This is a genomic window from Pseudomonas sp. CP4 (assembly GCF_047758505.1).
Classification (GTDB): Bacteria; Pseudomonadota; Gammaproteobacteria; order Pseudomonadales; family Pseudomonadaceae; genus Aquipseudomonas; species Aquipseudomonas fluorescens_AO.
In genome coordinates this window covers 2,329,169-2,350,974 of the sequence record NZ_CP180489.1, presented here as the reverse complement: position 1 = coordinate 2,350,974, position 21,806 = coordinate 2,329,169, and the positions used below count along the sequence as shown (strand labels likewise).

Annotated in this window: 16 protein-coding genes; 6 read left to right on the top strand and 10 right to left on the bottom strand. The window is 59.4% G+C overall.

Translation table 11 applies throughout. The annotated features are described in order from the left end of the window. Nucleotides 1–184 precede the first annotated feature (184 nt). Nucleotides 185–1,768 (top strand): peptide chain release factor 3, encoded by a 1,584-nt coding sequence (locus ACMYUN_RS10565; RefSeq protein ID WP_415763647.1) that lies wholly within the window; start codon nt 185–187, stop codon nt 1,766–1,768. A gap of 762 nt (nt 1,769–2,530) precedes the next feature. Then, nucleotides 2,531–2,794, top strand: a complete 264-nt coding sequence (locus ACMYUN_RS10560; protein ID WP_039759479.1) for a hypothetical protein — start codon at nt 2,531–2,533, stop codon at nt 2,792–2,794. Nucleotides 2,795–3,010: 216 nt separating this feature from the next. Here ACMYUN_RS10560 and ACMYUN_RS10555 read toward each other — a convergent pair whose 3' ends face one another. The 9 genes from ACMYUN_RS10555 to ACMYUN_RS10515 all read right to left on the bottom strand — a co-directional run bounded on the left by ACMYUN_RS10555 (nt 3,011) and on the right by ACMYUN_RS10515 (nt 15,643). Further along, complete coding sequence (locus ACMYUN_RS10555) at nt 3,011–3,991, bottom strand: peptide ABC transporter ATP-binding protein (RefSeq protein ID WP_039759476.1); 981 nt, start codon at nt 3,989–3,991, stop codon at nt 3,011–3,013. Continuing rightward, nucleotides 3,991–4,959 (bottom strand): ABC transporter ATP-binding protein, encoded by a 969-nt coding sequence (locus tag ACMYUN_RS10550; protein WP_016771722.1) that lies wholly within the window; start codon nt 4,957–4,959, stop codon nt 3,991–3,993. Before ACMYUN_RS10550 ends, ACMYUN_RS10555 begins: the two co-directional genes overlap by 1 nt. 10 nt (nt 4,960–4,969) lie before the next feature. Continuing rightward, complete coding sequence (locus ACMYUN_RS10545; protein WP_016771721.1) at nt 4,970–5,896, bottom strand: ABC transporter permease subunit; 927 nt, start codon at nt 5,894–5,896, stop codon at nt 4,970–4,972. 11 nt (nt 5,897–5,907) lie between these two features. Then, complete coding sequence (locus ACMYUN_RS10540; RefSeq protein WP_016771720.1) at nt 5,908–6,918, bottom strand: ABC transporter permease subunit; 1,011 nt, start codon at nt 6,916–6,918, stop codon at nt 5,908–5,910. A 73-nt stretch (nt 6,919–6,991) separates the two neighbouring features. Continuing rightward, nucleotides 6,992–8,587 carry an ABC transporter substrate-binding protein gene (locus tag ACMYUN_RS10535; protein WP_310408030.1) on the bottom strand — a complete coding sequence of 532 codons (1,596 nt, stop codon included), beginning with the start codon at nt 8,585–8,587 and terminating at the stop codon, nt 6,992–6,994. A gap of 77 nt (nt 8,588–8,664) precedes the next feature. Further along, nucleotides 8,665–10,080 carry an OprD family porin gene (locus tag ACMYUN_RS10530; RefSeq protein WP_130000134.1) on the bottom strand — a complete coding sequence of 472 codons (1,416 nt, stop codon included), beginning with the start codon at nt 10,078–10,080 and terminating at the stop codon, nt 8,665–8,667. Nucleotides 10,081–10,256: 176 nt separating this feature from the next. Continuing rightward, a complete protein-coding gene (locus ACMYUN_RS10525) occupies nt 10,257–11,855 on the bottom strand; it encodes an ABC transporter substrate-binding protein (protein ID WP_415763646.1) in 1,599 nt (532 codons plus the stop codon). Between the two features lie 300 nt (nt 11,856–12,155). Next, nucleotides 12,156–13,781 carry an ABC transporter substrate-binding protein gene (locus tag ACMYUN_RS10520; protein WP_016771716.1) on the bottom strand — a complete coding sequence of 542 codons (1,626 nt, stop codon included), beginning with the start codon at nt 13,779–13,781 and terminating at the stop codon, nt 12,156–12,158. A 260-nt stretch (nt 13,782–14,041) separates the two neighbouring features. Beyond that, entirely contained in the window at nt 14,042–15,643 is a 1,602-nt protein-coding gene (locus ACMYUN_RS10515; RefSeq protein ID WP_415763645.1) for an ABC transporter substrate-binding protein, read from the bottom strand. 965 nt (nt 15,644–16,608) lie between these two features. Between ACMYUN_RS10515 and ACMYUN_RS10510 the strand changes: the two genes are divergently transcribed. Next, nucleotides 16,609–16,971, top strand: a complete 363-nt coding sequence (locus ACMYUN_RS10510; protein ID WP_415763644.1) for a DUF6124 family protein — start codon at nt 16,609–16,611, stop codon at nt 16,969–16,971. Between the two features lie 197 nt (nt 16,972–17,168). Here the strand turns inward: ACMYUN_RS10510 and ACMYUN_RS10505 are convergent, their stop codons facing one another. Further along, the gene (locus ACMYUN_RS10505; RefSeq protein ID WP_016771714.1) at nt 17,169–17,885 is read right to left on the bottom strand and encodes an SIMPL domain-containing protein; all 717 of its coding nucleotides are present in this window, start codon (nt 17,883–17,885) and stop codon (nt 17,169–17,171) included. Between the two features lie 251 nt (nt 17,886–18,136). Between ACMYUN_RS10505 and ACMYUN_RS10500 the strand changes: the two genes are divergently transcribed. The 3 genes from ACMYUN_RS10500 to ACMYUN_RS10490 all read left to right on the top strand — a co-directional run bounded on the left by ACMYUN_RS10500 (nt 18,137) and on the right by ACMYUN_RS10490 (nt 21,777). After that, nucleotides 18,137–19,396 carry an ATP-binding protein gene (locus ACMYUN_RS10500; RefSeq protein ID WP_129999945.1) on the top strand — a complete coding sequence of 420 codons (1,260 nt, stop codon included), beginning with the start codon at nt 18,137–18,139 and terminating at the stop codon, nt 19,394–19,396. Beyond that, the gene (locus ACMYUN_RS10495; RefSeq protein ID WP_003221630.1) at nt 19,393–19,953 is read left to right on the top strand and encodes a response regulator transcription factor; all 561 of its coding nucleotides are present in this window, start codon (nt 19,393–19,395) and stop codon (nt 19,951–19,953) included. The genes ACMYUN_RS10500 and ACMYUN_RS10495 overlap by 4 nt, the downstream gene beginning before the upstream one ends. A 96-nt stretch (nt 19,954–20,049) precedes the next feature. After that, nucleotides 20,050–21,777, top strand: a complete 1,728-nt coding sequence (locus ACMYUN_RS10490) for an ABC transporter ATP-binding protein/permease (RefSeq protein ID WP_129999944.1) — start codon at nt 20,050–20,052, stop codon at nt 21,775–21,777. Nucleotides 21,778–21,806: the final 29 nt, after the last annotated feature.

The following is a 21,806-nucleotide window of genomic DNA, read 5'->3' as shown; positions in this document are numbered from 1 at the left end:
GCTAACTTGCTGATTTTTCAGCCCCTGACGAAGATTCGTAACAGGGGATGGACGTCTCCATGCTTTAAAAGGTTCCCATCTGAGGCAGCATTTGGCCACCCTTAATGTGCTCAACGGTTCGGTTATTGTCCTGAGTTGGGCTATAATCGCGGCCCTTTTTTGAATCACCGCCAGGCGATTTCCCATGACCCAACAGGCCGCCGAAGTCGCGAAACGCCGCACTTTCGCCATTATTTCCCACCCCGATGCCGGTAAAACCACGATCACCGAAAAGCTCCTGTTGATGGGCAAGGCGATTGCAGTGGCCGGTACGGTGAAATCCCGTAAATCCGATCGCCATGCGACATCCGACTGGATGGAAATGGAGAAGCAGCGGGGTATTTCCATTACCACGTCGGTCATGCAGTTCCCCTATCGCGAACACATGATCAACCTGCTCGACACCCCGGGCCACGAAGACTTCTCCGAAGATACCTACCGCACCCTGACGGCGGTGGACTCGGCATTGATGGTGCTCGACGGCGGTAAGGGTGTAGAGCCACGGACCATTGCGCTGATGGACGTCTGCCGTCTGCGTGACACGCCGATCGTCAGCTTCATCAACAAACTCGACCGTGACATCCGCGACCCGATCGAACTGCTCGACGAGATCGAAGCCGTTCTGAAGATCAAGGCGGCGCCGATCACCTGGCCGATCGGTTGCTACCGCGACTTCAAGGGCGTGTATCACCTGGCCGACGACTACATCATCGTCTACACCGCCGGTCACGGTCACGAGCGCACCGAAACCAAGATCATCGAGAAACTCGACTCCGACGAGGCGCGCGCGCACTTGGGCGACGAGTACGATCGTTTCATCGAGCAGCTGGAACTGGTACAGGGCGCCTGCCACGAATTCAACCAGGAGGAATTCCTCGACGGTCAACTGACCCCGGTGTTCTTCGGTACGGCGCTGGGCAATTTTGGTGTCGACCACGTGCTCGATGCTGTCGTCGATTGGGCGCCGCGTCCGCTGGCCCGTGTGGCCAACGAGCGCACCGTCGAGCCGGTGGAAGAGAAGTTCTCGGGCTTCATCTTCAAGATCCAGGCGAACATGGACCCGAAACACCGCGACCGCATCGCCTTCATGCGTATCTGCTCGGGCAAGTACGAAAAAGGCATGAAGATGCGCCACGTGCGTACCGGCAAGGACGTGCGCATCGGCGATGCGCTGACGTTCTTCTCCTCCGAGCGTGAACAGCTGGAAGAGGCGTACGCCGGCGACATCATCGGTCTGCACAACCATGGCACGATCCAGATCGGCGACACCTTCAGCGAAGGCGAGGTCCTCGGTTTCACCGGTATTCCGCACTTCGCCCCGGAACTGTTCCGTCGCGTGCGTCTGCGTGATCCGCTGAAATCCAAGCAGCTGCGTCAGGGCCTGCAGCAGTTGGCGGAAGAGGGCGCGACGCAGGTGTTCTTCCCCGAGCGCAGCAACGACATCATTCTTGGCGCCGTCGGTGTGCTGCAGTTCGATGTGGTCGCCAGCCGTTTGAAAGAGGAATACAAGGTCGAATGCTCGTATGAGCCGATCACGGTGTATTCGGCGCGCTGGATCGAGTGCGACGACAAGAAGAAGCTTGAGGAGTTTTCCAACAAGGCGGTGGAGAACCTTGCGCTGGATGGCGGTGGGCATCTGACCTATCTGGCGCCGACGCGGGTGAATCTGGCGCTGATGGAAGAGCGCTGGCCGGACGTGAAATTCCGCGCGACGCGGGAGCATCACTAAGTTTTGAGTTGTTGTTCTGAAAGCCCTTGAGGTGTAGACCTTGGGGGCTTTTTTATGGGCTGCCGGTTTTGGTCTTGGCGGCCTTTGGGCCGACCAGGCGTTGGTTGATTTGGGTGAATATCCGTTTTTTGCTGTGCTGCAGCTGGCGGTTTCGCCCTTACGGCGAGTCCCTTTTTCAGACGCCAAAAAGGAACCAAAAGGCTTGCTCCTACGTTCGGCCCTCGCAGGCTCGGGTTCCTTCGCTCCGGGATCGATCCTGGCGCAGCGGCTACGGTTTGCTTCGCTGCACCTCCTTCCGCTGTGTCTGGCTGCGCCAGACGGTCGCTGCGCTCCCACGCCCGGATCAATCCCTCCACTCAGCCTTCCGACGTCGCCGGTGGATCAAGATCAAAAGCGGTACTCGAGCTTGCGCTCATCGTGTGTAGGAGCTGCCGAAGGCTGCGATCTTTTGATTTAGCTTTTCTGTGGGAGCGAGCCTGCTCGCGAAGGCCGCCTGACAGCCGGCCGATATTTAGCAGACTGCCTGCGAATCCATTTAGGGGAGTGAGTGCTGAGTGAAAGCTATACGTCCTTTGAAACCCATTCAGGCTACGCGTGGGCTTAGCTGTTTCTGTTATTGCTGTTATTCGAAACCAATCTGTCCACCGATGGCATTTCTGCCCGCCCCGCCGCGTCCTAAGTGGTGAGCCGGGCGGATCGCAACTAGATTCACATCGAGCCAGTCCGGCAAGCATGTCTTAGCGCAACAGGATGGAGTCGGCCATGAAAAGCAGATTGCTACGGATTTTGATGTTGTTGAAAGTGATGGTGATGCTGTCCCTCGGTACTGCAACGGCGTGGGCTGAGTGTGAGGATCACGATTCGCAGGCGTTCAACGGCCAGGTCGGGCATAGCGGGCTGATGCTCGCCAAGTCCGAGTCGGAGCCCGGGGATATGAATCAGGGCGGCAGCGCCGATGATGACGACTCGACCACTGACGAGCCGGACAGCGATGATCCGGATGACGAAGGCGACAGCCAGACGTAGATCGCCGGGCAAAGAAAAACCCCTTCTGCCTCGACTGATGCGCAATCGAGGTGGAAGGGGTTTTGTTAACGCATGAATTCTTGAATCAACACGAACTCCCTGTGGGAGCGAGCCTGCTCGCGAAAGCGGTTAATCAGTCACCGATGATGTTGACCGAGATGACGCCTTCGCGAGCAGGCTCGCTCCCACATGGGGTTTTGTGGCCTCCGGATCTGCTTACGCCGCGCCGTCGAGAAACTGCTCGGCGTAGTGACAAGCCACCTGCCGGTTATCCAGTTCACGCAACAGCGGTTCTTCCGTGGTGCAACGCTCGGTCGCGTACGGGCAGCGCTTGTGGAAGGCGCAGCCCGATGGCGGGTTCAGCGGGTTGGGCAGTTCGCCGACGATCTTGATTTTCGGCTTGTTCGGGTCCGGGTGAATGGTCGGGGTCGCCGACAGCAGCGCCTGGGTGTACGGGTGCAGCGGGCGCTCGTAGATGTCGTTCTTCGGGCCCAGTTCAACCGGGCGACCGAGATACATCACCATCACGTCATCGGCTACGTGCTGCACCACCGCGAGGTTGTGCGAGATGAACACGTAGGCGGTGTTGAACTCCTGCTGCAGGTCCATGAACAGATTGAGCACCTGGGCTTGAATCGACACGTCCAGCGCTGAAGTCGGTTCGTCCGCGACCAGCACTTTCGGTTGCAGCATCATTGCCCGGGCAAGCGCGATACGCTGGCGCTGACCACCGGAGAACATGTGCGGATAGCGCTGGTAATGCTCGGGACGCAAGCCGACCTGCTTCATCATCGCCTGGACTTTCTCGCGACGTTCGCTGGCCGACAGCTTGGTGTTGATCAGCAGCGGCTCGGCCAGTTGATCACCGATTTTCTGCCGTGGGTTCAACGACGCATATGGGCTCTGAAAGACCATCTGCACGTCTTTGCGCAGTTGCTTGCGCTCGGCCTTGTCGGCGCCGGCGACTTCCTGGCCGGCGATCTGCAGCGAGCCCGACGACGGTTCTTCGATCAGTGTCAAAGCGCGGGCGAGGGTGGATTTGCCGCAACCCGATTCACCTACTACGGCGAGGGTCTTGCCGGCTTCCAGTTCGAACGACACGCCGTTGAGCGCGCGCACGGTGGCGTGGCCCTTGAACAGGCCACGGGAGACTTCGTAGTGACGGGTCAGGTCGCGGGCGGTGAGTACGACGGCCATTACGCCACCTCCTGGTTCAGCGGGTAGAAGCAGCGGGCGAGGCTGTTGGCTTTTGGATCAAGGCCCGGACGCTGGGTGCGGCAGTTGTCCTGCACATACGGGCAGCGCGGCGACAGCAGGCAACCCTGCGGTCGGTCGTAACGGCCCGGGACGATGCCCGGCAAGGTCGACAGACGCGAGGCGCCGAGGCTGTGTTCGGGAATCGCCTTGAGCAGTGCTTCGCTGTACGGGTGCGCCGGGATGTCGAACAGTTGCGGCACCTGACCGACTTCAACGGCCTGACCTGCGTACATCACGCAGACGCGCTGGGCGGTTTCCGCGACGACCGCCAGGTCGTGGGTGATCAGCACCAGGCCCATGTTCTGTTCTTTCTGCAACGCCAGCAGCAGATCCATGATCTGCGCCTGAATCGTCACGTCCAGCGCGGTGGTCGGCTCGTCGGCGATCAGCAGTTTCGGCTCGCCGGCAATCGCCATGGCGATCGCGACACGCTGGCTCATACCGCCAGACAGTTGATGCGGATAGGCGTCCATGCGGCTGGCGGCGCCCGGAATTTCCACTTTTTCCAGCAGTTCGATGGCACGCTTGCGCGCTTGCTTGCCGGACATTTTCAGGTGCAGGCGCAGCACTTCTTCGATCTGGAAACCGACGGTGTAGCTCGGGTTCAGTGCGGTCATCGGGTCCTGGAAGACCATTGACAGGTCTTTGCCGACGATCTGCCGACGTTGACGGTTGCTCAGTTTGAGCATGTCCTTGCCGTCGAAGCTGAGCGAGTCAGCGGTGACGATGCCGGGATGCTCGATCAGGCCCATCAGCGCCATCATGGTCACGGATTTACCCGAACCCGATTCGCCAACGATGGCCAGCACTTCGCCTTTGTCGACCTTGAGGTCGAGGCCGTCGACCACCGGGGTCGCGGTCTTGTCGCCGAAGCGGACGTTGAGATTCTTGATTTCCAACAGTGACATGTGAATCTCCTCAGGCGGCGTTCTTGAGTTTCGGGTCCAGCGCATCGCGCAGGCCGTCGCCCATCAAGTTGATTGCCAGCACGCTGAGCAAAATGGTCAGGCCGGGCAGACTTACCACCCACCAGGCGCGTTCGATGTAGTCGCGGGCCGAGGCCAGCATGGTGCCCCACTCTGGGGTTGGCGGTTGTACGCCGAGGCCGAGGAAGCCCAGTGCGGCGGCATCGAGAATCGCCGAAGAAAAGCTCAGGGTCGCCTGCACGATCAGCGGCGCCATGCAGTTGGGCAGCACGGTGATGAACATCAGGCGCGGCAGACCGGCACCGGCCAGGCGCGCGGCGGTGACGTAGTCGCGGTTCAGTTCGCCCATTACGGCAGCACGGGTCAGACGCACGTAGGACGGCAGGGAAACCACAGCGATGGCGATCACGGTGTTGATCAGGCCAGGGCCGAGGATGGCGACGATCGCCACGGCCAGCAGCAGCGACGGCAGGGCCAGCATGATGTCCATCAGGCGCATGATGGTCGGGCCGACCACTTTCGGGAAGAAACCGGCGAACAGACCCAGCAGGATCCCCGGAATCAGCGACATGACCACCGACGACAAGCCGATCAGCAGCGACAGACGCGAACCCTGGATCAGACGCGAGAGCAGGTCTCGGCCGAGTTCATCGGTGCCGAGCAGGAACTGCATCTGCCCGCCTTCGAGCCACGCCGGTGGCGTCAGCAGGAAGTCACGGTATTGCTCGCTCGGGTTATGCGGCGCGACCCACGGCGCGAAGATCGCGCAGAAGATGATCAGCAGCATGAACAGCAGGCCGGCAACGGCGCCCTTGTTCTTGGAGAACGCTTGCCAGAATTCTTTGTACGGCGACGGGTACAGCAGGCTTTGATCCACGGCGGACGTGGCGGTGGCTACTGAGGATGTTGGAGTGCTCATGGGTATTGACCTCAGCGCTGATGACGGATGCGTGGGTTGGCAAAGCCGTAGAGGATGTCCACCACGAAGTTGACCAGAATCACCAGGCAGGCGATTAACAGGATGCCGTTTTGCACCACCGGATAGTCCCGGGCGCCGATGGCTTCGATCAGCCATTTACCGATGCCGGGCCAGGAAAAGATGGTTTCGGTCAGGACCGCACCGGCCAGCAGCGTGCCGACTTGCAGGCCGACCACGGTCAGCACCGGAATCAGCGCATTGCGCAGACCGTGCACGAAGACCACGCGCGACGGCGACAGGCCTTTGGCCTTGGCGGTGCGGATGTAGTCTTCGCGCAGCACTTCGAGCATCGACGAACGGGTCATCCGCGCAATCACCGCCAGCGGAATGGTGCCTAGCACGATGGCCGGCAGGATCAGGTGATGCAGGGCGTCGAAGAACGCGCCGACGTCATCGGCCAGCAGCGTGTCGATCAGCATGAAGCCGGTTTTCGGCTCGATGTCATACAGCAGGTCGATGCGCCCGGACACCGGAGTCCAGCCCAGGCTCACCGAGAAGAACATGATCAGAATCAGGCCCCACCAGAAGATCGGCATCGAGTAGCCCGCGAGGGAGATGCCCATCACCCCGTGGTCGAACAGCGATCCTCGTTTGAGTGCCGCGATCACCCCGGCCAGAAGCCCGAGGATGCCAGCGAACAGCAGGGCGGCCATGGACAGTTCCAGGGTCGCCGGGAAAAGAGAGGTGAACTCGGTCCACACGCTTTCACGGGTACGCAACGACTCACCGAGATCGCCCTGGGCCAGTTTGCCGATGTAGTCCAGATACTGGGCATACAGCGGCTTGTTCAGCCCCAGGCGTTCCATTGCCTGAGCGTGCATTTCGGGGTCGACCCGACGTTCGCCCATCATCACTTCCACGGGGTCGCCCGGAATCATGCGAATCAACGCGAAAGTCAGCAAGGTGATGCCGAAAAACGTGGGGATCAACAACCCCAGTCGGCGGGCAATAAAACTAAACATCTTGTGTGGTACCTCATCAGCCGGTTAGGCGTGTCCGGCGTCCCTCAGGTCAGGGACGCCGGGCGTTTCTTATCTACTTCACCTGGGTGGTGGCGAAGTTATTAGTGGTGAGAGGGCTGATGTGGTAGCCCTCTACATTGTTGCGCATTGCAGTGAACATCCGAGTATGGGCCATGCTGATCCATGGCTGGTCCTGATTAAACAGCACTTGAGCCTGTTCGTAGAGCGCGGCGCGTTCGGCCGGATCTACTTTAGCCCGCGCTTCATCCAGCAGTGCCTGGAATTTCTCGTTGCACCAGCGTGCGTAGTTTTCGCCGTTCTTGGCGGCCTCGCAACTGAGCATAGGCGTCAGGAAGTTATCCGGGTCGCCGTTGTCGCCCGCCCATCCGGCCGAGACCATGTCGTGCTCGCCGGCCTTGGCGCGCTTGAGCATCTCGCCCCATTCCATCACGCGGATGTCGATCTTGATCCCGACTTTCGCCAGGTCAGCCTGCATCATCTGCGCGCCGAGCATCGGGTTGGGGTTGGTCGGACCGCCGCCGTTACGGGTGAACAAGGTGAACGTGGTGCCTTCCGGAACCCCGGCTTCCTTGAGCAGCTTGCGCGCTGCATCGAGGTCGCGTGGCGGGTTCTTCAAGTCATGGTTGTAGCCGAGCAAAGTCGGCGGGTACGGGTTGACCGCCACCGACGCGTTGCCCTTGCCGAACAGCGCGTTGACGTAGGCCTCCTTGTCGAAGGCGATGTCGATGGCTTTGCGCACGCGCACATCGCTCATGTACTTGTGCTGGGTGTTCATGGCGATGTACGAAACGGTCATCGCGTCCAGCTCGTCGACTTTCAGGTTGCTGTCTTTCTTGATGCTCGGGATGTCATCCGGTTTCGGATACAGCGCGACCTGGCACTCGTTGGCCTTGAGCTTCTGCAGGCGCACGTTGTTGTCGGTGGCGATGGCCAGAATCAACGCGTCGGCCGGCGGCTTGCCACGGAAATAATCCGGGTTGGCCTTGAAGCGCACCTGCGCATCCTTGGCGTAGCGCTGGAAGATGAACGGGCCGGTGCCGATCGGCTTGTTGTTCAGGTCGCCGGTCTTGTTGGCCTTGAGCAACTGGTCGGCGTATTCGGCCGGGTAGATCGACGAGAAGGCCATGGCGATGTCGGCCAGGAACGGCGCTTCGCGGCGGGTCAGGGTGAACTTGACCGTGTTGTCGTCGACTTTCTCGACGCTTTTGAGCAGTTCCTTGAAGCCCATGCTTTCAAAGTACGGGAAGCCCACGCTCGACAGTTTGTGCCACGGGTGATTCGGGTCCAGCTGACGCTGGAAACTCCAGACCACATCGTCGGCGTTCATGTCGCGGGTCGGCTTGAAGTATTCGGTGGTGTGAAACTTGACGCCTTTGCGCAGATGGAACGTGTAGCTCAGGCCGTCTTCGCTGATGTCCCAGGACTCGGCGAGTGCCGGGATCACCTCGGTGGTGCCGGGTTTGAAATCGGCCAGGCGGTTGAAGATGGTTTCGGCCACAGCGTCCGCCGTGACTGCAGTTGTGTACTGGACCATATCGAAGCCTTCCGGGCTGGCTTCGGTGCAGACCACCAAGGGTTTGGCCGAGGCGCCGACAGCGACACTCAGCAACGCAGCCGCGATGGCCGCACGTAGGGGAAGCATTTTCATCGATAACCCTCTGCAATCGGTTGAAGACAGAAAACCGAACGGCCGACTCATCATGAGTCAGCCGTCGGTTGGCGTTTTTACAGAATGTTGAACGGGATGGTGGTTACGAGACGGAATTCGTTGATGCTGCCGTCAGCCTGGTTTTCGCTGGCACGGTGCGCGGTGTAGGTGCCGCGAATCGTTGTGGCCTTGAGCGGGCCGCTCTGTACTGCGTAGGTTGCACCGACGCCGTATTCATAGTGGTGCTCGCCGTCCATTGCCTGCACGCCATCGTAGCCGCCACCCTTGTAGTGAGTGCCGTCGATGCCCCAGCCGCGTGCCTGGTAGATGTTGAATTTCAGGCCTGGCACACCGTACTCGGCCATGTTGATGCCATAGGAAACCTGGAAGGATTTCTCGTTCGGGCCGTTGAAGTCCGAGAGCAGGGAGTTGGCCAGGTAGATACCGTTGGTTTCGTGCAGGTAGTCGAAGTACTCGTTACCGTTCACTTCCTGATAGGAGAAGGTCACGGTGTGGGCCTGGTGCGTCAGGCCGAACGACAGCGAGTAGGTGTCGTTGTCGATGTCACCGAGCAGTTTTTTGCCTTCGTCGACGGTCTTGTAGTAGTTCAGGCCGGTGGTCAGGCTCAGCACCGAGCTGTCGCCCAACACGTGGGTGGCGCCGAAGTAGTACTGGTTCCACAGGTCTTCGGCCTGGGTGCCCCACAGGCTGGTGGTCAGGCTGGCGAACGGCTGGTAGGAAATACCGGCGGTGTTGACGTGATCGGCTTCAGCGTTGATGTCACCGTATTCGGAGCGGAACTTGCTCAGGCTTTCTTCGGTACGTGGCGAAACGCGGTCGAAGGTCGCGACGTCGAATGCCAGGTTGTTCAGCTCTTCGCTGTGGATCGCGATGCCTTCGAAGCTCGATGGCAGCGGACGGTTGCCGATCACATCGACTTGCGGGCTGCTGAAGTTCATGCGGCCGGCGGTCAGAGTGGTGTTGGAGATGCGCGCCTTGACGTTGGCCAGGCCCAGCTTGCTCCACTGGCCGACAGCGTCACCGCCTTCGCGGGTCAGGGTACGGTTGTTGCCTGCGCCTGGGCGGGTGCCCGGAGCGCCGCCGTTGTTGGCGGCAAGGTTCTCGCGGTCGCGCTCAAGGGCGATCGCGTTGTAAGCAGCCACTTCTGTGCTGAAGCCGACGGTACCTTCGGTAAAGCCCGAGTTGTACTTGATGATCGTGCCTTGGACCCAGTTGATCCGGCGATCGGTTTCGGTGGACTGGCCGTTCTTGCGATACGCGAACTTGCCGCCACGTTTGAGTTGTTCGTTGGCGTACCAGTTACGGGTCGAACCGCTGATCGATTGCCCTTCGAGGAAGCCAGTGGCTTCGGCCTGGGCGCTCTTCTCGTTGACGGTCACCGGGGTGAACGCCTGGCTTTGGGTTTCCGCATAAGCCGTAGCGGTGATGCTGCTGATGGCCAGGGCCAGTATCGCGGTGCTGCTCAGTTTCATGGGTGAAGCTCCTTTACTTTCTTTTTATCCCGGCTTTTTTTGGTATGCCGGTTATTGGTTTAGAACTCGTTCACACATCGCAAACGTTTGCAAAACGCCGGATTGGCGAATTTCGGCAAAGCGCTTGCGTGAGGGGAGTAGATGGCTCCCCTCAGCATTGCGGCTAATCGGTGGGTTTAATCGATACTGACACCCGAGAACACGTTGCGGCCGAACGGGCTGACTTTGAACCCTTCGACGCGGGTGCTTAACGGCTGGTTGACCGTCGAGTGGGCGACAGGCGTGATCGGCACTTGCTGTTTAAGCAATTGCTGGGCCTGTTTATAAAGCTCGGTGCGCTGGTCGCGGTCGGTGACGACCTTGGCCTGTTTGATCAGCTTGTCATACGCCGGATCGCACCACATGGAGTAGTTGTTGCCGCCGATCGCGTCGCAGCTGTACAGCGTGCCCAGCCAGTTGTCCGGGTCCCCGTTGTCACCGGTCCAGCCGATCAGGCTGACGTCGTGCTCGCCGTTCTTGGTGCGCTTGATGTACTCGCCCCATTCGTAGCTGACAATCTTCACTTTCAGGCCGATCTTGGCCCAGTCGGACTGGAGCATTTCGGCCATCAGTTTGGCGTTCGGGTTGTATGGACGCTGCACCGGCATTGCCCACAGGGTGATCTCGGTGCCTTCTTTCACGCCGGCAGCCTTGAGCAGTTCCTTGGCTTTTTCCGGGTTGTAGGCGGCGTCCTTGATGGTGTCGTCGTAGGACCACTGGGTCGGTGGCATGGCGTTGACGGCCAGTTGCCCGGCGCCTTGATAAACAGCGTTGAGAATGCCCTGTTTATTCACGGCCATGTCCAATGCCTGACGCACTTCCAGTTGATCGAAGGGCTTGTGGCGCACGTTGTAGGCGATGTAGCCGAGGTTGAACCCCGGCTTGGAAATCAGTTGCAGCTTCGGGTCGGCCTTCAGCGCTTCAACATCGGCCGGACGCGGGTGCAGGGTGATCTGGCATTCGCCAGCCTTGAGCTTCTGCACGCGCACCGAGGCATCGGTGTTGATCGCGAAAATCAGGTTCTTCAGCTTGACCCGGCTCGGATCCCAGTACTGCGGGTTGCCGGTGTAGCGGATGTTGGAGTCTTTCTGGTAGCTCTTGAACACGAACGGCCCGGTGCCGATCGGCTTCTGGTTGATATCGCTCGGCTTGCCGTCGGCCAGCAGCTTGTCGGCGTATTCGGCAGACAGAATCGAAGCGAAGCTCATGGCGATGTTCTGGATGAACGCGGCGTCAACGCTGTTGAGCGTGAACTCCACGGTCAGCGGCCCGGTCTTCTCGACCTTGGCGATGTTCTTGTTCAGGCTCATCCCGTTGAAATACGGAAACTCGGTGGGATAGGCCTTACGAAACGGCTGCTGCGCATCGAGCATGCGGTTAAACGTGAACACGACATCGTCAGCGTTGAAATCGCGGCTCGGCTTGAAGTAAGGAGTTGTATGAAATTTCACGCCTTCACGCAGGTGAAAGGTGTATTTCAGGCCATCTTCGGAAATGTCCCACTTGGTCGCCAGGCCCGGTACGACATTGGTCGCGCCTTTTTCGAACTCGACCAGGCGGTTGTACAGCGGCTCGGCGGCGTCGTTGTCGGTGGCCGTCGTGTACTGCGCGGTATCGAAACCCGCCGGGCTGCCTTCCGAGCAAAACACCAGGCTGTCGCTGGCGGCGTAGCTTGCAGACGTGGCGGCCAACAGGCCGGCGCCCAACAGAGCGGAAAAAACCAAGGTATGGCGCATGACGCTCCCTCTTTTTAGTGTTGTGCAATGCGTCAGGGTCCCTATCCCGGGACTTTCTGGTCGCATTGAGCTCAATCCAATACGTACGGCAAAACCGGTGGCCCACGCAGACACTGGTCAGTACGCGACGGTAGGCACCGTGCCTCTGGCAGTAAATACGTAATTGCCTTAATGCTCGTAGGAAAAGTCGACGCGCCTATACCGAAGCAATCATCTGCGGCGGATTTGGGTGTAGGCCTTTTCCTTTTTTCCCGGTAGATAAAGCAACGGCGACGTCAGAAACGCCGCCGTCGCGATGTCTTACTTGCTGACGCTGACGCCGTAGAAGGAATTCAGGCCAAATGGGCTGATCTTGAAATCCTGCACGTTGGCGCGCATGGGTTGATACACCGTCGAGTGAGCGATAGGTGTCATTGGAACTGCATCTTTGAGGACGTGTTGCGCCTGTTTGTACAGCTCGGTGCGCTTGCCCTGGTCGGTAGTGCGTTTGGCTTCTTTCACCAGGCCGTCGAATTTCTTGTCGCACCACTTGGAGAAGTTGTTGCCGCTCAGCGAGTCGCAGCCAAACAGAACGTTGAGCCAGTTGTCCGGATCACCATTGTCACCGCTCCAGCCAATGATCATGGCCTGGTTTTCGCCACCTTTGGAGCGCTTGATGTACTCGCCCCACTCGTAGCTGGTGATCTTCACTTTCAAGCCGATCTTGGCCCAGTCGGACTGGAGCATTTCAGCCATCAGTTTGGCGTTCGGGTTGTACGGGCGCTGCACCGGCATTGCCCACAGGACAATTTCGGTACCTTCCTTGACGCCGGCTTCCTTGAGCAGCTGTTTGGCTTTCTCAGGGTCGTACTTGGCATCCTTGATGGTGGTGTCGTAGGACCATTGGGTCGGCGGCATGGCGTTGACGGCCAGTTGGCCCGCGCCCTGGTAAACCGAATCGATGATTTGTGGCTTGTTCACGGCCATGTCCAGCGCCTGCCGCACGCGCAGGTCAGCCAATGGGTTGGCCTCGTTGCTGCCCTTGACCTTGTCCATCACGTTGTAGGCGATGTAGCCCAGGTTGAAGCCGGCCTGATCCGGCATCTTCAGCGACTTGTCTTCTTTCAGCGCTTTCAGATCCGCCGGACGCGGGAACAGGGTGACCTGGCACTCGTTCTTCTTCAGCTTCTGGATACGCACCGACGGGTCGGTGGTGATGGCGAAGATCAGGTTGTCGATCTTCACGTCTTCAGGTTTCCAGTAATCCTTGTTGCCGGTGTAACGGATGTTCGAGTCTTTCTGGTAGCTCTTGAACACGAACGGGCCGGTGCCGATCGGCTTCTGGTTGATGTCGGCGGCTTTGCCATCCTTGAGCAGTTGGGCCGCGTATTCGGCGGACTGCACGGACGCGAAGCTCATGGCCATGTTCTGAATGAACGCGGCGTCGACTTCTTTCAGGGTGAACTTGACGGTGTGGTCGTCGACTTTATCGATCTTGGTGATGTTGGTGTCCATCCCCATGTCGGTGAAGTACGGGAATTCGGTCGGGTACGCCTTACGGAACGGGTCGTCCTTGTTGATCATGCGGTTGAAAGTAAACAGCACGTCGTCGGCGTTGAATTCACGAGTCGGCTTGAAATACGGGGTGGTGTGGAACTTGACGCCTTCACGCAGGTGGAAGGTGTAAGTCAGGCCATCATCGGAAATGTCCCACTTGGTCGCCAGGCCAGGAATCACGGCGGTGCCGCCGCGCTCGAACTGGGTCAGGCGGTTGAACATGGTTTCGGCTGAGGCGTCGAAGTCGGTTCCGGTGGTGTACTGGCCTGGATCAAAACCGGCCGGGCTCCCTTCGGAGCAGAACACCAGGTTAGTCGCAGCGGTGGCGAAAGGTGCGGAGGCTAACAAGCCTGCGCCGACTAGAAACGGAATGACCGCGTGTTTAAGCATGTTGGCCTCATGATTTGTTGTCATTTTTTAGTTGTGAGGTACGACCTCGTGAGTCGTGCCTGCGGATACTTATGCAGGGCCCATACCCAATGCAAGATCCAGAGCGGTCGACGGCGTTAAACCGTGGCACGAACGTACCTTAATGTCGCATCCGTATAACTTTTGACGCATTTGACCGTTTGCGAGTGGTTTTTAAGGTGCAAATGCAGCCCCAAAACGGTGCGGCAGTCACCTGCTGCGCGCCGCCTTGGGGCCGGGTGTTACTTATTTATACCCACCCCATAGAAGGGGGTCAGACCGAAAGGGCTGATGCGGAAGTCGCTGACTTCCTTGCGCAACGGCTGGAACACTGTGGAGTTGGCGATCGGGGTGATCGGCACCTGCTGTTTAAGGATCAGTTGCGCCTGTTGATACAGTTTTACCCGTTGCGCTTTATCCGTGGCCACTTTGGCCTGCTGCACCAGTTTGTCGTAAGCCGGGTCGCACCATTTCGCATAGTTGCTGCCTTTGACTGCCGCGCAGCTGTACAGCACGCCCAGCCAGTTGTCGGGGTCGCCGTTGTCGCCGGTCCAGCCGTAGATCATCGCGTCATGTTCGCCATTCTTTGCGCGCTTGATGTACTCGCCCCATTCATAGCTGACAATGTTGGCCTTGATGCCGATCTTGTCCCAATCCTGCTGGATCATTTGCGCCGACATACGTGCATTCGGGTTCGACGCACGCTGCACTGTCATCGCCCAAAGGTTGATGGTTGTACCGGGTGCAACCCCGGCTTCCTTGAGTAGCGCCTTGGCTTTCACCGGGTCGTAAGGCGCGTCTTTGATGTTCGGGTCGAACGACCATTGCGCAGGTGGCAAAGCGTTCTGTGCCAACTGACCGGCGCCTTGGTAAACCGCCTTGATGATTGCCGGTTTGTCGATGGCCATGTCCAGCGCCTGACGGACCTTGAGCTGATCAAGAGGCGGGTGGGTGGTGTTGTAGGCGAGGAAGCCAAGGTTGAATCCGGCCTGTTTCAGCACGCGCAGGTTCGGGTCTGTTTCCATGACCTCGATATCGGCGGGGCGTGGATAACCGCTGACCTGGCATTCGCCGGCCTTGAGCTTCTGCAGGCGCACGGCGGCGTCGGGTGTGATCGAGAAAATCAGGTTATCGATTTTCACGTCTTCGGGTTTCCAGTAGGCCTTGTTGGCCGCGTAGCGGATCTGCGAATCCTTCTGATAGCGCTTGAACACAAACGGGCCGGTGCCGACCGGCTTCTGATTGAGGTCGGCGGCTTTGCCGTCCTTCAACAGTTGTGCGGCGTATTCGGCTGACTGCACCGAGGCGAAGCTCATGGCGAGATTTTGCACGAAGGCGGCGTCGACGTTGTTGAGGTTGAAGCGCACGGTGTGGTCGTCGAGTTTTTCCACCGACTTGATCGTGGTGTTCAGGCCCATGTCGGTGAAGTACGGGGATTCGGCGGGGTAGGCCTTGCGGAAGGCGCTCTCCGGGTCGAGCAGACGCTGGAAGGTAAACAGGACGTCGTCGGCGTTGAAGTCGCGGCTCGGGGTGAAATAGTCGGTGGTGTGGAACTTCACGCCTTCGCGCAGGTGGAAAGTGTAGTGCAGGCCGTCGCTGGAGACGTCCCATTTTGTCGCCAGGCCGGGTTCGATGTCGGTGCCGCCACGCTGGAATTGGGTGAGGCGATTGAAGACGGTTTCGGCGGAGGCGTCGAAGTCGGTGCCGCTGGTGTATTGGCTGGGGTCGAAGCCGGCGGGGCTGGCTTCGGAGCAGTAGACCAGGGTTGTGGCGGCATGTGTGATCGGGGCGATGGCTGTAAGTGCGAGGGTGATCAGTAGTGGTTTGAGGGTGGATCTTGGCATGGAGTCCCCGGGGAATTTGCTGGTTATGCTTTCAGGGTAGCGGGGATTTGGAGGGCTTCGGAAATATCGTTTTTTGTGTTGGGGTGTCTGTCTCGGTATATAGCGGCTTGGTTTGGGGGTGTATCCGTTGCTTCGGGTGCTGCGGCTGACGGTTTCGCCTGACGGCGACTTCCTTTTTTACAAGCGCCAAAAAAAGTAAGCAAAAAACGCTAGCTCCTGCGTTCGGCCCTCGCAGGCTCGGGTTCCTTCGCTCCGGGATCGATCCTGGCGCAGCGGCTACGGTTTGCTGCGCTGCACCTCCTTCCGCTGTGTCTGGCTGCGCCAGACGGTCGCTGCGCTCCCACGCCCGGATCAATCCCTCCACTCAGCCTTCCGACGTCGCCGGTGGATCAAGATCAAAAGCAGGCGAGCTGACACTCGGCCTATTGAGTGGTGAAGAGCGGGTGTTTGGCTTTGGCTTTGTGGTGAATTCGCCCCTCACCCCAGCCCTCTCCCCGAGGAGAGGGAGCTGATTTGTGTGCTTTTCAAATCCTGAGTTCAACTCAGACTTTCACGTCGGCGTATCTCCCCCAAACACCTCGGTCAGTCCCCTCTCCCTCTGGGAGAGGGTTAGGGTGAGGGTTTGCTTTTTGGCTGTTTAAATCCGATGCGAAACAGCCAGAACCTTCCCACAAGGTTTTCAGGTTGTCCGTCGGACGTCCGCTCTCTAGGCTTGGGTCGTCGCTGGTTGTTCAGCGATCGGGTGTGAGAACCCGGAAAATTAGTGATTCAGTGCGCATGTCCGCATAATTGCCGCCAGCTCTTCAGTTGTCTGCAATAGCGATATGGCGGCTGTGTGCGGGCAGACTTCGGTCTGGCCGGTTTTCCTATTTTTCCGGTTTCTCACCCCGCACATAGCTGCCACCCACTTCGCCGCGTGAGAAACGGCAGGTGATGGCGTTCATTTAGCAAAGTAGGGCTATTTAATGACCAAGCCAGTCCCCGACCCACCCGAAGAAACCCCAACCCCCCTCGAAGCCGCGCTGCGTGCCGACGATCTCGCGAAGAACCGCGAAGCCATCAAGCGTGCCCTCGATTTCTATCTCTGCCCGCCACCCGGCAAACCGCATCCACCAAGCACGATGTTTTCGATCCGGCCCGACATCGACACCGAAAGCCTGCTGGCTCACGCCTGTGAATCTCTCGCTTCAGCCAATACGCTAGCCAGCGATTTCGCCGATCAGCTCGGTCGGCCGCAGCGCAATACCGCGCTGGCGATCCAGCAGATCATCATGCTGGCGGAGCTGGCGGTGAATCGGGCGCTGGATCGAGTTGATCCGCGTACGTAATCAGGGAGGGCCACCGCGTTATCGTTTTCGCGGGCAAGCCCGCTCCCACAGTGTTATATGCAATTTTCAAAACACTACAAAACCTGTGGGAGCTGGCTTGCCAGCGATAGCGGTGGATCATTCACTACAAAACCCGGACACAAAAAAAACCGGCAACCATTTACTGATTGCCGGTCCTTCATTCAGCCAGGCTCAAATCACTGCATCAACACTTCAATCGAGCCATCCGCGGTCATGCTGACCTGGCTGGTGCCGGCTTCAACTTCAGGTGTCACCGGGGCGGAATCCATGGCCGCTGCTTTCATCATCATCGGCGCACGCAGGTACGGTTGTGGGTAACCGTTGCTGTTGAGGTTCAGGTTGACGATTTTGTAACCCTTGCCGCCCAGCGCATCGGTGGCCAGTTGGGCGCGGGTCTTGAAGGCGGTGACGGCTTCTTTGAGCAATTGGTCTTCGCTGGCCTTGCGGGTCGGGTCAGCGATGGCGAAATCCATGCCGCCCATTTTGAGGTCGGTCAATAGCTCGCCGGTGAGTTTCGACAGGGCGGCGAAGTCGGTGCTTTCCAGGCGCAGTTCGGCACGTTCGCGCCAGCCGGTGATCTTCTGGCCTTTGGTGTCGTAGATCGGATAGCTGTTGCGGCTGCCCGTGCGCAAGGTGATGTCTTTGACTTGCTTGGCCTGGGCGGTGGCCTTGTTCATGGTGGTGCTGATGGCCGCGGCGAGTTTGGCCGGGTCGGTGTTCTGCTCTTCGGTGTAGAGCGTCACGATCATCTGGTCGCGAGCCACTTCCTGGCTGACTTCGGCGCGCAGGGAAATCTGGTTGTAATGCAGCTCATCGGCGGCCAGCGCCGGGAGGCTGGCGACGCTGCCGACGGTCAGGGCGAGGAGGGCGGCGCTGCGGCGAAATGTGTGCATGAAGGCTCCTTGAATGAGGCGCAGAGGGCGCTGCGTGAGCCATCAGACTCTATAAAGCAGCTGCAAGTTGCAAGCTTCAAGCTGCAAGTAAAGGCAAGAGCAAGAACTGCGGCGCTTTTGATCTTGCTTGCCGCTTGAAGCTTGCAACTTGCAGCTGCTCTCCTGTGGTCGTTTGCCGCACTTTCGCCTCTGAGCCCCGCGCCTTGGTTATACTCCGTGCGATCCGCCTGGAGCGCTCATCAGGAGAGCTCATGCTCGCCCCCGTACAACTGACTTCCGCCACTCGCCAGAACCTCTGGCGGCTGACTTTCATCCGCACCCTGGTGCTCGCCGCGCAGGCCGGGTCCGTGGGCCTGGCCTACTGGCTGCAATTGTTGCCGTTGCCGTGGGTGCAATTGGCGATGACCCTGGGCTGTTCGATTCTGCTCTGCGTGTTCACTGCCGTGCGCCTGCGCACATCGTGGCCGGTGACCGAGCTTGAATACGCGCTGCAACTGGCCTGCGATCTGGTGATTCACAGTGCGCTGCTGTATTTCTCCGGCGGTTCGACCAATCCCTTCGTTTCCTATTATCTGGTGCCGCTGACCATCGCGGCGGTGACGCTGCCGTGGCGTTATTCGGTGATTCTGTCCGGCATTGCGCTGGCGCTGTACACGGTGATGCTGACGCGTTTCTATCCGCTGGAAACGCTGCCGGTCGCCCGTGAGAATCTGCAGATCTACGGCATGTGGCTGAGCTTTGCGCTGGCTGCAGCGGTGATTACCTTCTTCGCCGCGCGCATGGCTGAAGAGTTGCGGCGGCAGGAAGAATTGCGCGCAATCCGCCGTGAAGAGGGGCTGCGTGATCAGCAATTGCTTGCCGTGGCGACCCAGGCCGCGGGTGCGGCGCATGAGCTGGGTACGCCGCTGGCGACCATGAGCGTGTTGCTCAAGGAAATGCAGCAGGACCATCCCGACCCGATGTTGCAGGACGATCTGAAGGTGCTGCAGGATCAAGTCAAACTGTGCAAGGAAACCTTGCAGCAACTGGTCCGCGCCGCCGAGGCCAATCGGCGTCTGGCGGTCGAGATGCAGGACGTCACCGACTGGCTCGACGAGGCGCTGAACCGCTGGCACCTGATGCGCCCGGAAGCCAGTTATCGCTTCCAGCGTCTCGGCCAAGGCGCAGTGCCACGCATGGCGCCGCCGCCGGACCTGACGCAGGCCCTGCTGAATCTGCTCAACAACGCCGCCGACGCTTGCCCGGAAAATCTCCAGGTCACCCTGGATTGGGATGCGGAAACGCTGACCATCAGCATTCGCGACCATGGCGCCGGTGTGCCGCTGGCCATCGCCGAGCAGATCGGCAAACCGTTTTTTACCACCAAGGGCAAAGGTTTCGGCCTGGGCCTGTTTTTGAGCAAGGCCAGCGTGACACGCGCCGGCGGCTCAGTGAAACTCTATAGTCATGAGGAAGGCGGCACGCTCACCGAGCTGCGCCTGCCCCACGGCGCCCGAGGAGACCTAACATGAGTGACGAAATCCAAGTCGAAGGCGAAGAACTGCCGCATTTGCTGCTGGTCGATGACGACGCGACCTTCACCCGCGTGATGGCGCGTGCCATGGCCCGCCGTGGCTTTCGCGTCAGCACCGCCGGTTCCGCCGAAGAAGGCTTGACCATCGCTCAGGCCGATCTGCCGGATTACGCCGCGCTCGACCTGAAAATGGACGGCGACTCCGGACTGGTGTTGCTGCCCAAGCTGCTGGAACTCGATCCGGAAATGCGCGTGGTGATCCTCACCGGTTATTCGAGCATTGCCACGGCAGTCGAGGCGATCAAGCGTGGCGCCTGCAACTACCTGTGCAAACCCGCCGATGCCGACGACGTGCTGGCCGCGCTGCTGTCCGAGCACGCCGACCTCGACAGTCTGGTGCCGGAGAACCCGATGTCGGTCGATCGTTTGCAGTGGGAACACATCCAGCGCGTGCTCACCGAGCACGAAGGCAACATCTCCGCCACGGCCCGCGCGCTGGGCATGCACCGCCGCACCCTGCAGCGCAAACTGCAGAAGCGTCCGGTCCGTCGCTGAACCTGCGCTGAACGACTATCGCCAGCCCTCGCGATAAATCGCGCCGATCCTCTATGATCGGCGCGTGTCTGTTGTTTTCTATATCGAGCCTTATCCATGAATCAGAACGCTGAATATTCCGCGGTCAACGATGCTGTGCGCGGGCAGTTTTTTCGCAAAGTCTGGGCGATGACCACGCCTTACTGGCGCAGCGAAGAGAAGGGCAAGGCCTGGACGTTGCTGATTGCCGTGATCGCGCTGACGCTGTTCAGCGTATGGATCGCGGTGTGGTTGAACAGTTGGTACAAGGATTTCTATAACGCCCTGCAGAAAAAGGATGAGGCGGCGTTCTGGCAGTTGATCCTGTATTTCTGCGGTATTGCCGCTGTGGCGATTCTTGCTGCGGTGTATCGCCAGTATCTGACGCAGATGCTGACCATTCGCTGGCGGGCGTGGCTGACCGAAAAGCACTTCACCCGGTGGCTTGAACACAAGAATTACTACCAGCTGGAGCAGGGCGGTTACACCGATAACCCGGACCAGCGAATCTCCGAAGACCTTAATAAATTCACTGCGAACACACTGGCGCTTGGCTTGGGCTTGATCCGTACGGTCGTCAGTCTGGTGTCGTTCTCGATCATTCTGTGGGGCGTCTCCGGCAGCATCGAGGTGTTCGGTTTCACTGTTCCCGGCTACATGTTCTGGTGTGCACTGGTCTATGCGGCGGTCGGCAGTTGGCTGACGCATTTGATCGGCCGACGTCTGATCGACTTGAACAACAACCAGCAGCGTTTCGAAGCCGACCTGCGTTTCTCAATGGTGCGGGTGCGCGAAAATGCTGAAAGCATCGCGTTGTACAACGGCGAGCCGAATGAAAATCGGCGCTTGAGCAATCGTTTCGGGCTGGTCTGGCATAACTTCTGGGACATCATGCGCGTGTCCAAGCGCCTGACGTTCTTTACTTCGGGCTATGGGCAGATCGCGATCATTTTCCCGTTCATTGTTGCCGCGCCACGTTATTTCAGCGGCAAGATCGAGCTGGGTGAGCTGATGCAAATCAACTCGGCGTTCGGCAATGTGCAGGAGAACTTCAGTTGGTTCATCAGCGCTTACCAGGATCTGGCCGAGTGGCGCGCCACTTGCGATCGTCTGCTGAGTTTCCGCAATGCCATGAGCAACAACGAGGAGCGCGTGCCCGCCATCGATGTGCAGAACCAGGGCAGCGAATTGCAGGTGCACAGCCTCGGCCTGGATCTGGCCGATGGACGTCATTTGCTGACCGACGCCGACATGACTGTGGAGCCGGGTGAGCGCGTGATGCTCAGCGGCCGTTCCGGAAGCGGCAAGTCGACACTGCTGCGGGCGATGGGGCATTTGTGGCCGGCGGGCCACGGCAATATTCGTTTGCCGGCAGCGCGTTATCTGTTCCTGCCGCAGAAGCCTTATCTGCCCATCGGTACATTGCGTGAGGCGCTGAGTTATCCACAACCCGGTGACACCTATGCGCCGGAGCGTTATGCACAGGTGCTGGAAACCTGCCGTTTGCCACATCTGCTCGGGCGGCTCGATGAGGCCAATCACTGGCAGCGCATGCTCTCGCCGGGTGAGCAGCAACGCTTGGCTTTCGCCCGTGCACTTCTCTATGCACCGCAATGGCTGTACATGGACGAAGCGACTTCGGCGATGGATGAAGAAGACGAAGCGACCTTGTACCAGGCGCTGATCGATGAGATTCCAGGGTTGAGCATTGTCAGCGTCGGTCATCGAAGCAGTTTGAAACGATTCCATCCACGGCATGTGCGGATCGACAGCGGTCGTCTGGTCGAACAGGCCATAACTGTCTGAACACTCACCTGTGGGAGCGAGCCTGCTCG

Bases quoted from the DNA above. Each gene is read 5' to 3' on its own strand.
- ACMYUN_RS10565 (WP_415763647.1), top strand. From the start codon at position 185: ATGACCCAACAGGCCGCCGAAGTCGCGAAACGCCGCACTTTCGCCATT.
- ACMYUN_RS10560 (WP_039759479.1), top strand. From the start codon at position 2,531: ATGAAAAGCAGATTGCTACGGATTTTGATGTTGTTGAAAGTGATGGTG.
- ACMYUN_RS10555 (WP_039759476.1), bottom strand. From the start codon at position 3,991: ATGGCCGTCGTACTCACCGCCCGCGACCTGACCCGTCACTACGAAGTC.
- ACMYUN_RS10550 (WP_016771722.1), bottom strand. From the start codon at position 4,959: ATGTCACTGTTGGAAATCAAGAATCTCAACGTCCGCTTCGGCGACAAG.
- ACMYUN_RS10545 (WP_016771721.1), bottom strand. From the start codon at position 5,896: ATGAGCACTCCAACATCCTCAGTAGCCACCGCCACGTCCGCCGTGGAT.
- ACMYUN_RS10540 (WP_016771720.1), bottom strand. From the start codon at position 6,918: ATGTTTAGTTTTATTGCCCGCCGACTGGGGTTGTTGATCCCCACGTTT.
- ACMYUN_RS10535 (WP_310408030.1), bottom strand. From the start codon at position 8,587: ATGAAAATGCTTCCCCTACGTGCGGCCATCGCGGCTGCGTTGCTGAGT.
- ACMYUN_RS10530 (WP_130000134.1), bottom strand. From the start codon at position 10,080: ATGAAACTGAGCAGCACCGCGATACTGGCCCTGGCCATCAGCAGCATC.
- ACMYUN_RS10525 (WP_415763646.1), bottom strand. From the start codon at position 11,855: ATGCGCCATACCTTGGTTTTTTCCGCTCTGTTGGGCGCCGGCCTGTTG.
- ACMYUN_RS10520 (WP_016771716.1), bottom strand. From the start codon at position 13,781: ATGCTTAAACACGCGGTCATTCCGTTTCTAGTCGGCGCAGGCTTGTTA.
- ACMYUN_RS10515 (WP_415763645.1), bottom strand. From the start codon at position 15,643: ATGCCAAGATCCACCCTCAAACCACTACTGATCACCCTCGCACTTACA.
- ACMYUN_RS10510 (WP_415763644.1), top strand. From the start codon at position 16,609: ATGACCAAGCCAGTCCCCGACCCACCCGAAGAAACCCCAACCCCCCTC.
- ACMYUN_RS10505 (WP_016771714.1), bottom strand. From the start codon at position 17,885: ATGCACACATTTCGCCGCAGCGCCGCCCTCCTCGCCCTGACCGTCGGC.
- ACMYUN_RS10500 (WP_129999945.1), top strand. From the start codon at position 18,137: ATGCTCGCCCCCGTACAACTGACTTCCGCCACTCGCCAGAACCTCTGG.
- ACMYUN_RS10495 (WP_003221630.1), top strand. From the start codon at position 19,393: ATGAGTGACGAAATCCAAGTCGAAGGCGAAGAACTGCCGCATTTGCTG.
- ACMYUN_RS10490 (WP_129999944.1), top strand. From the start codon at position 20,050: ATGAATCAGAACGCTGAATATTCCGCGGTCAACGATGCTGTGCGCGGG.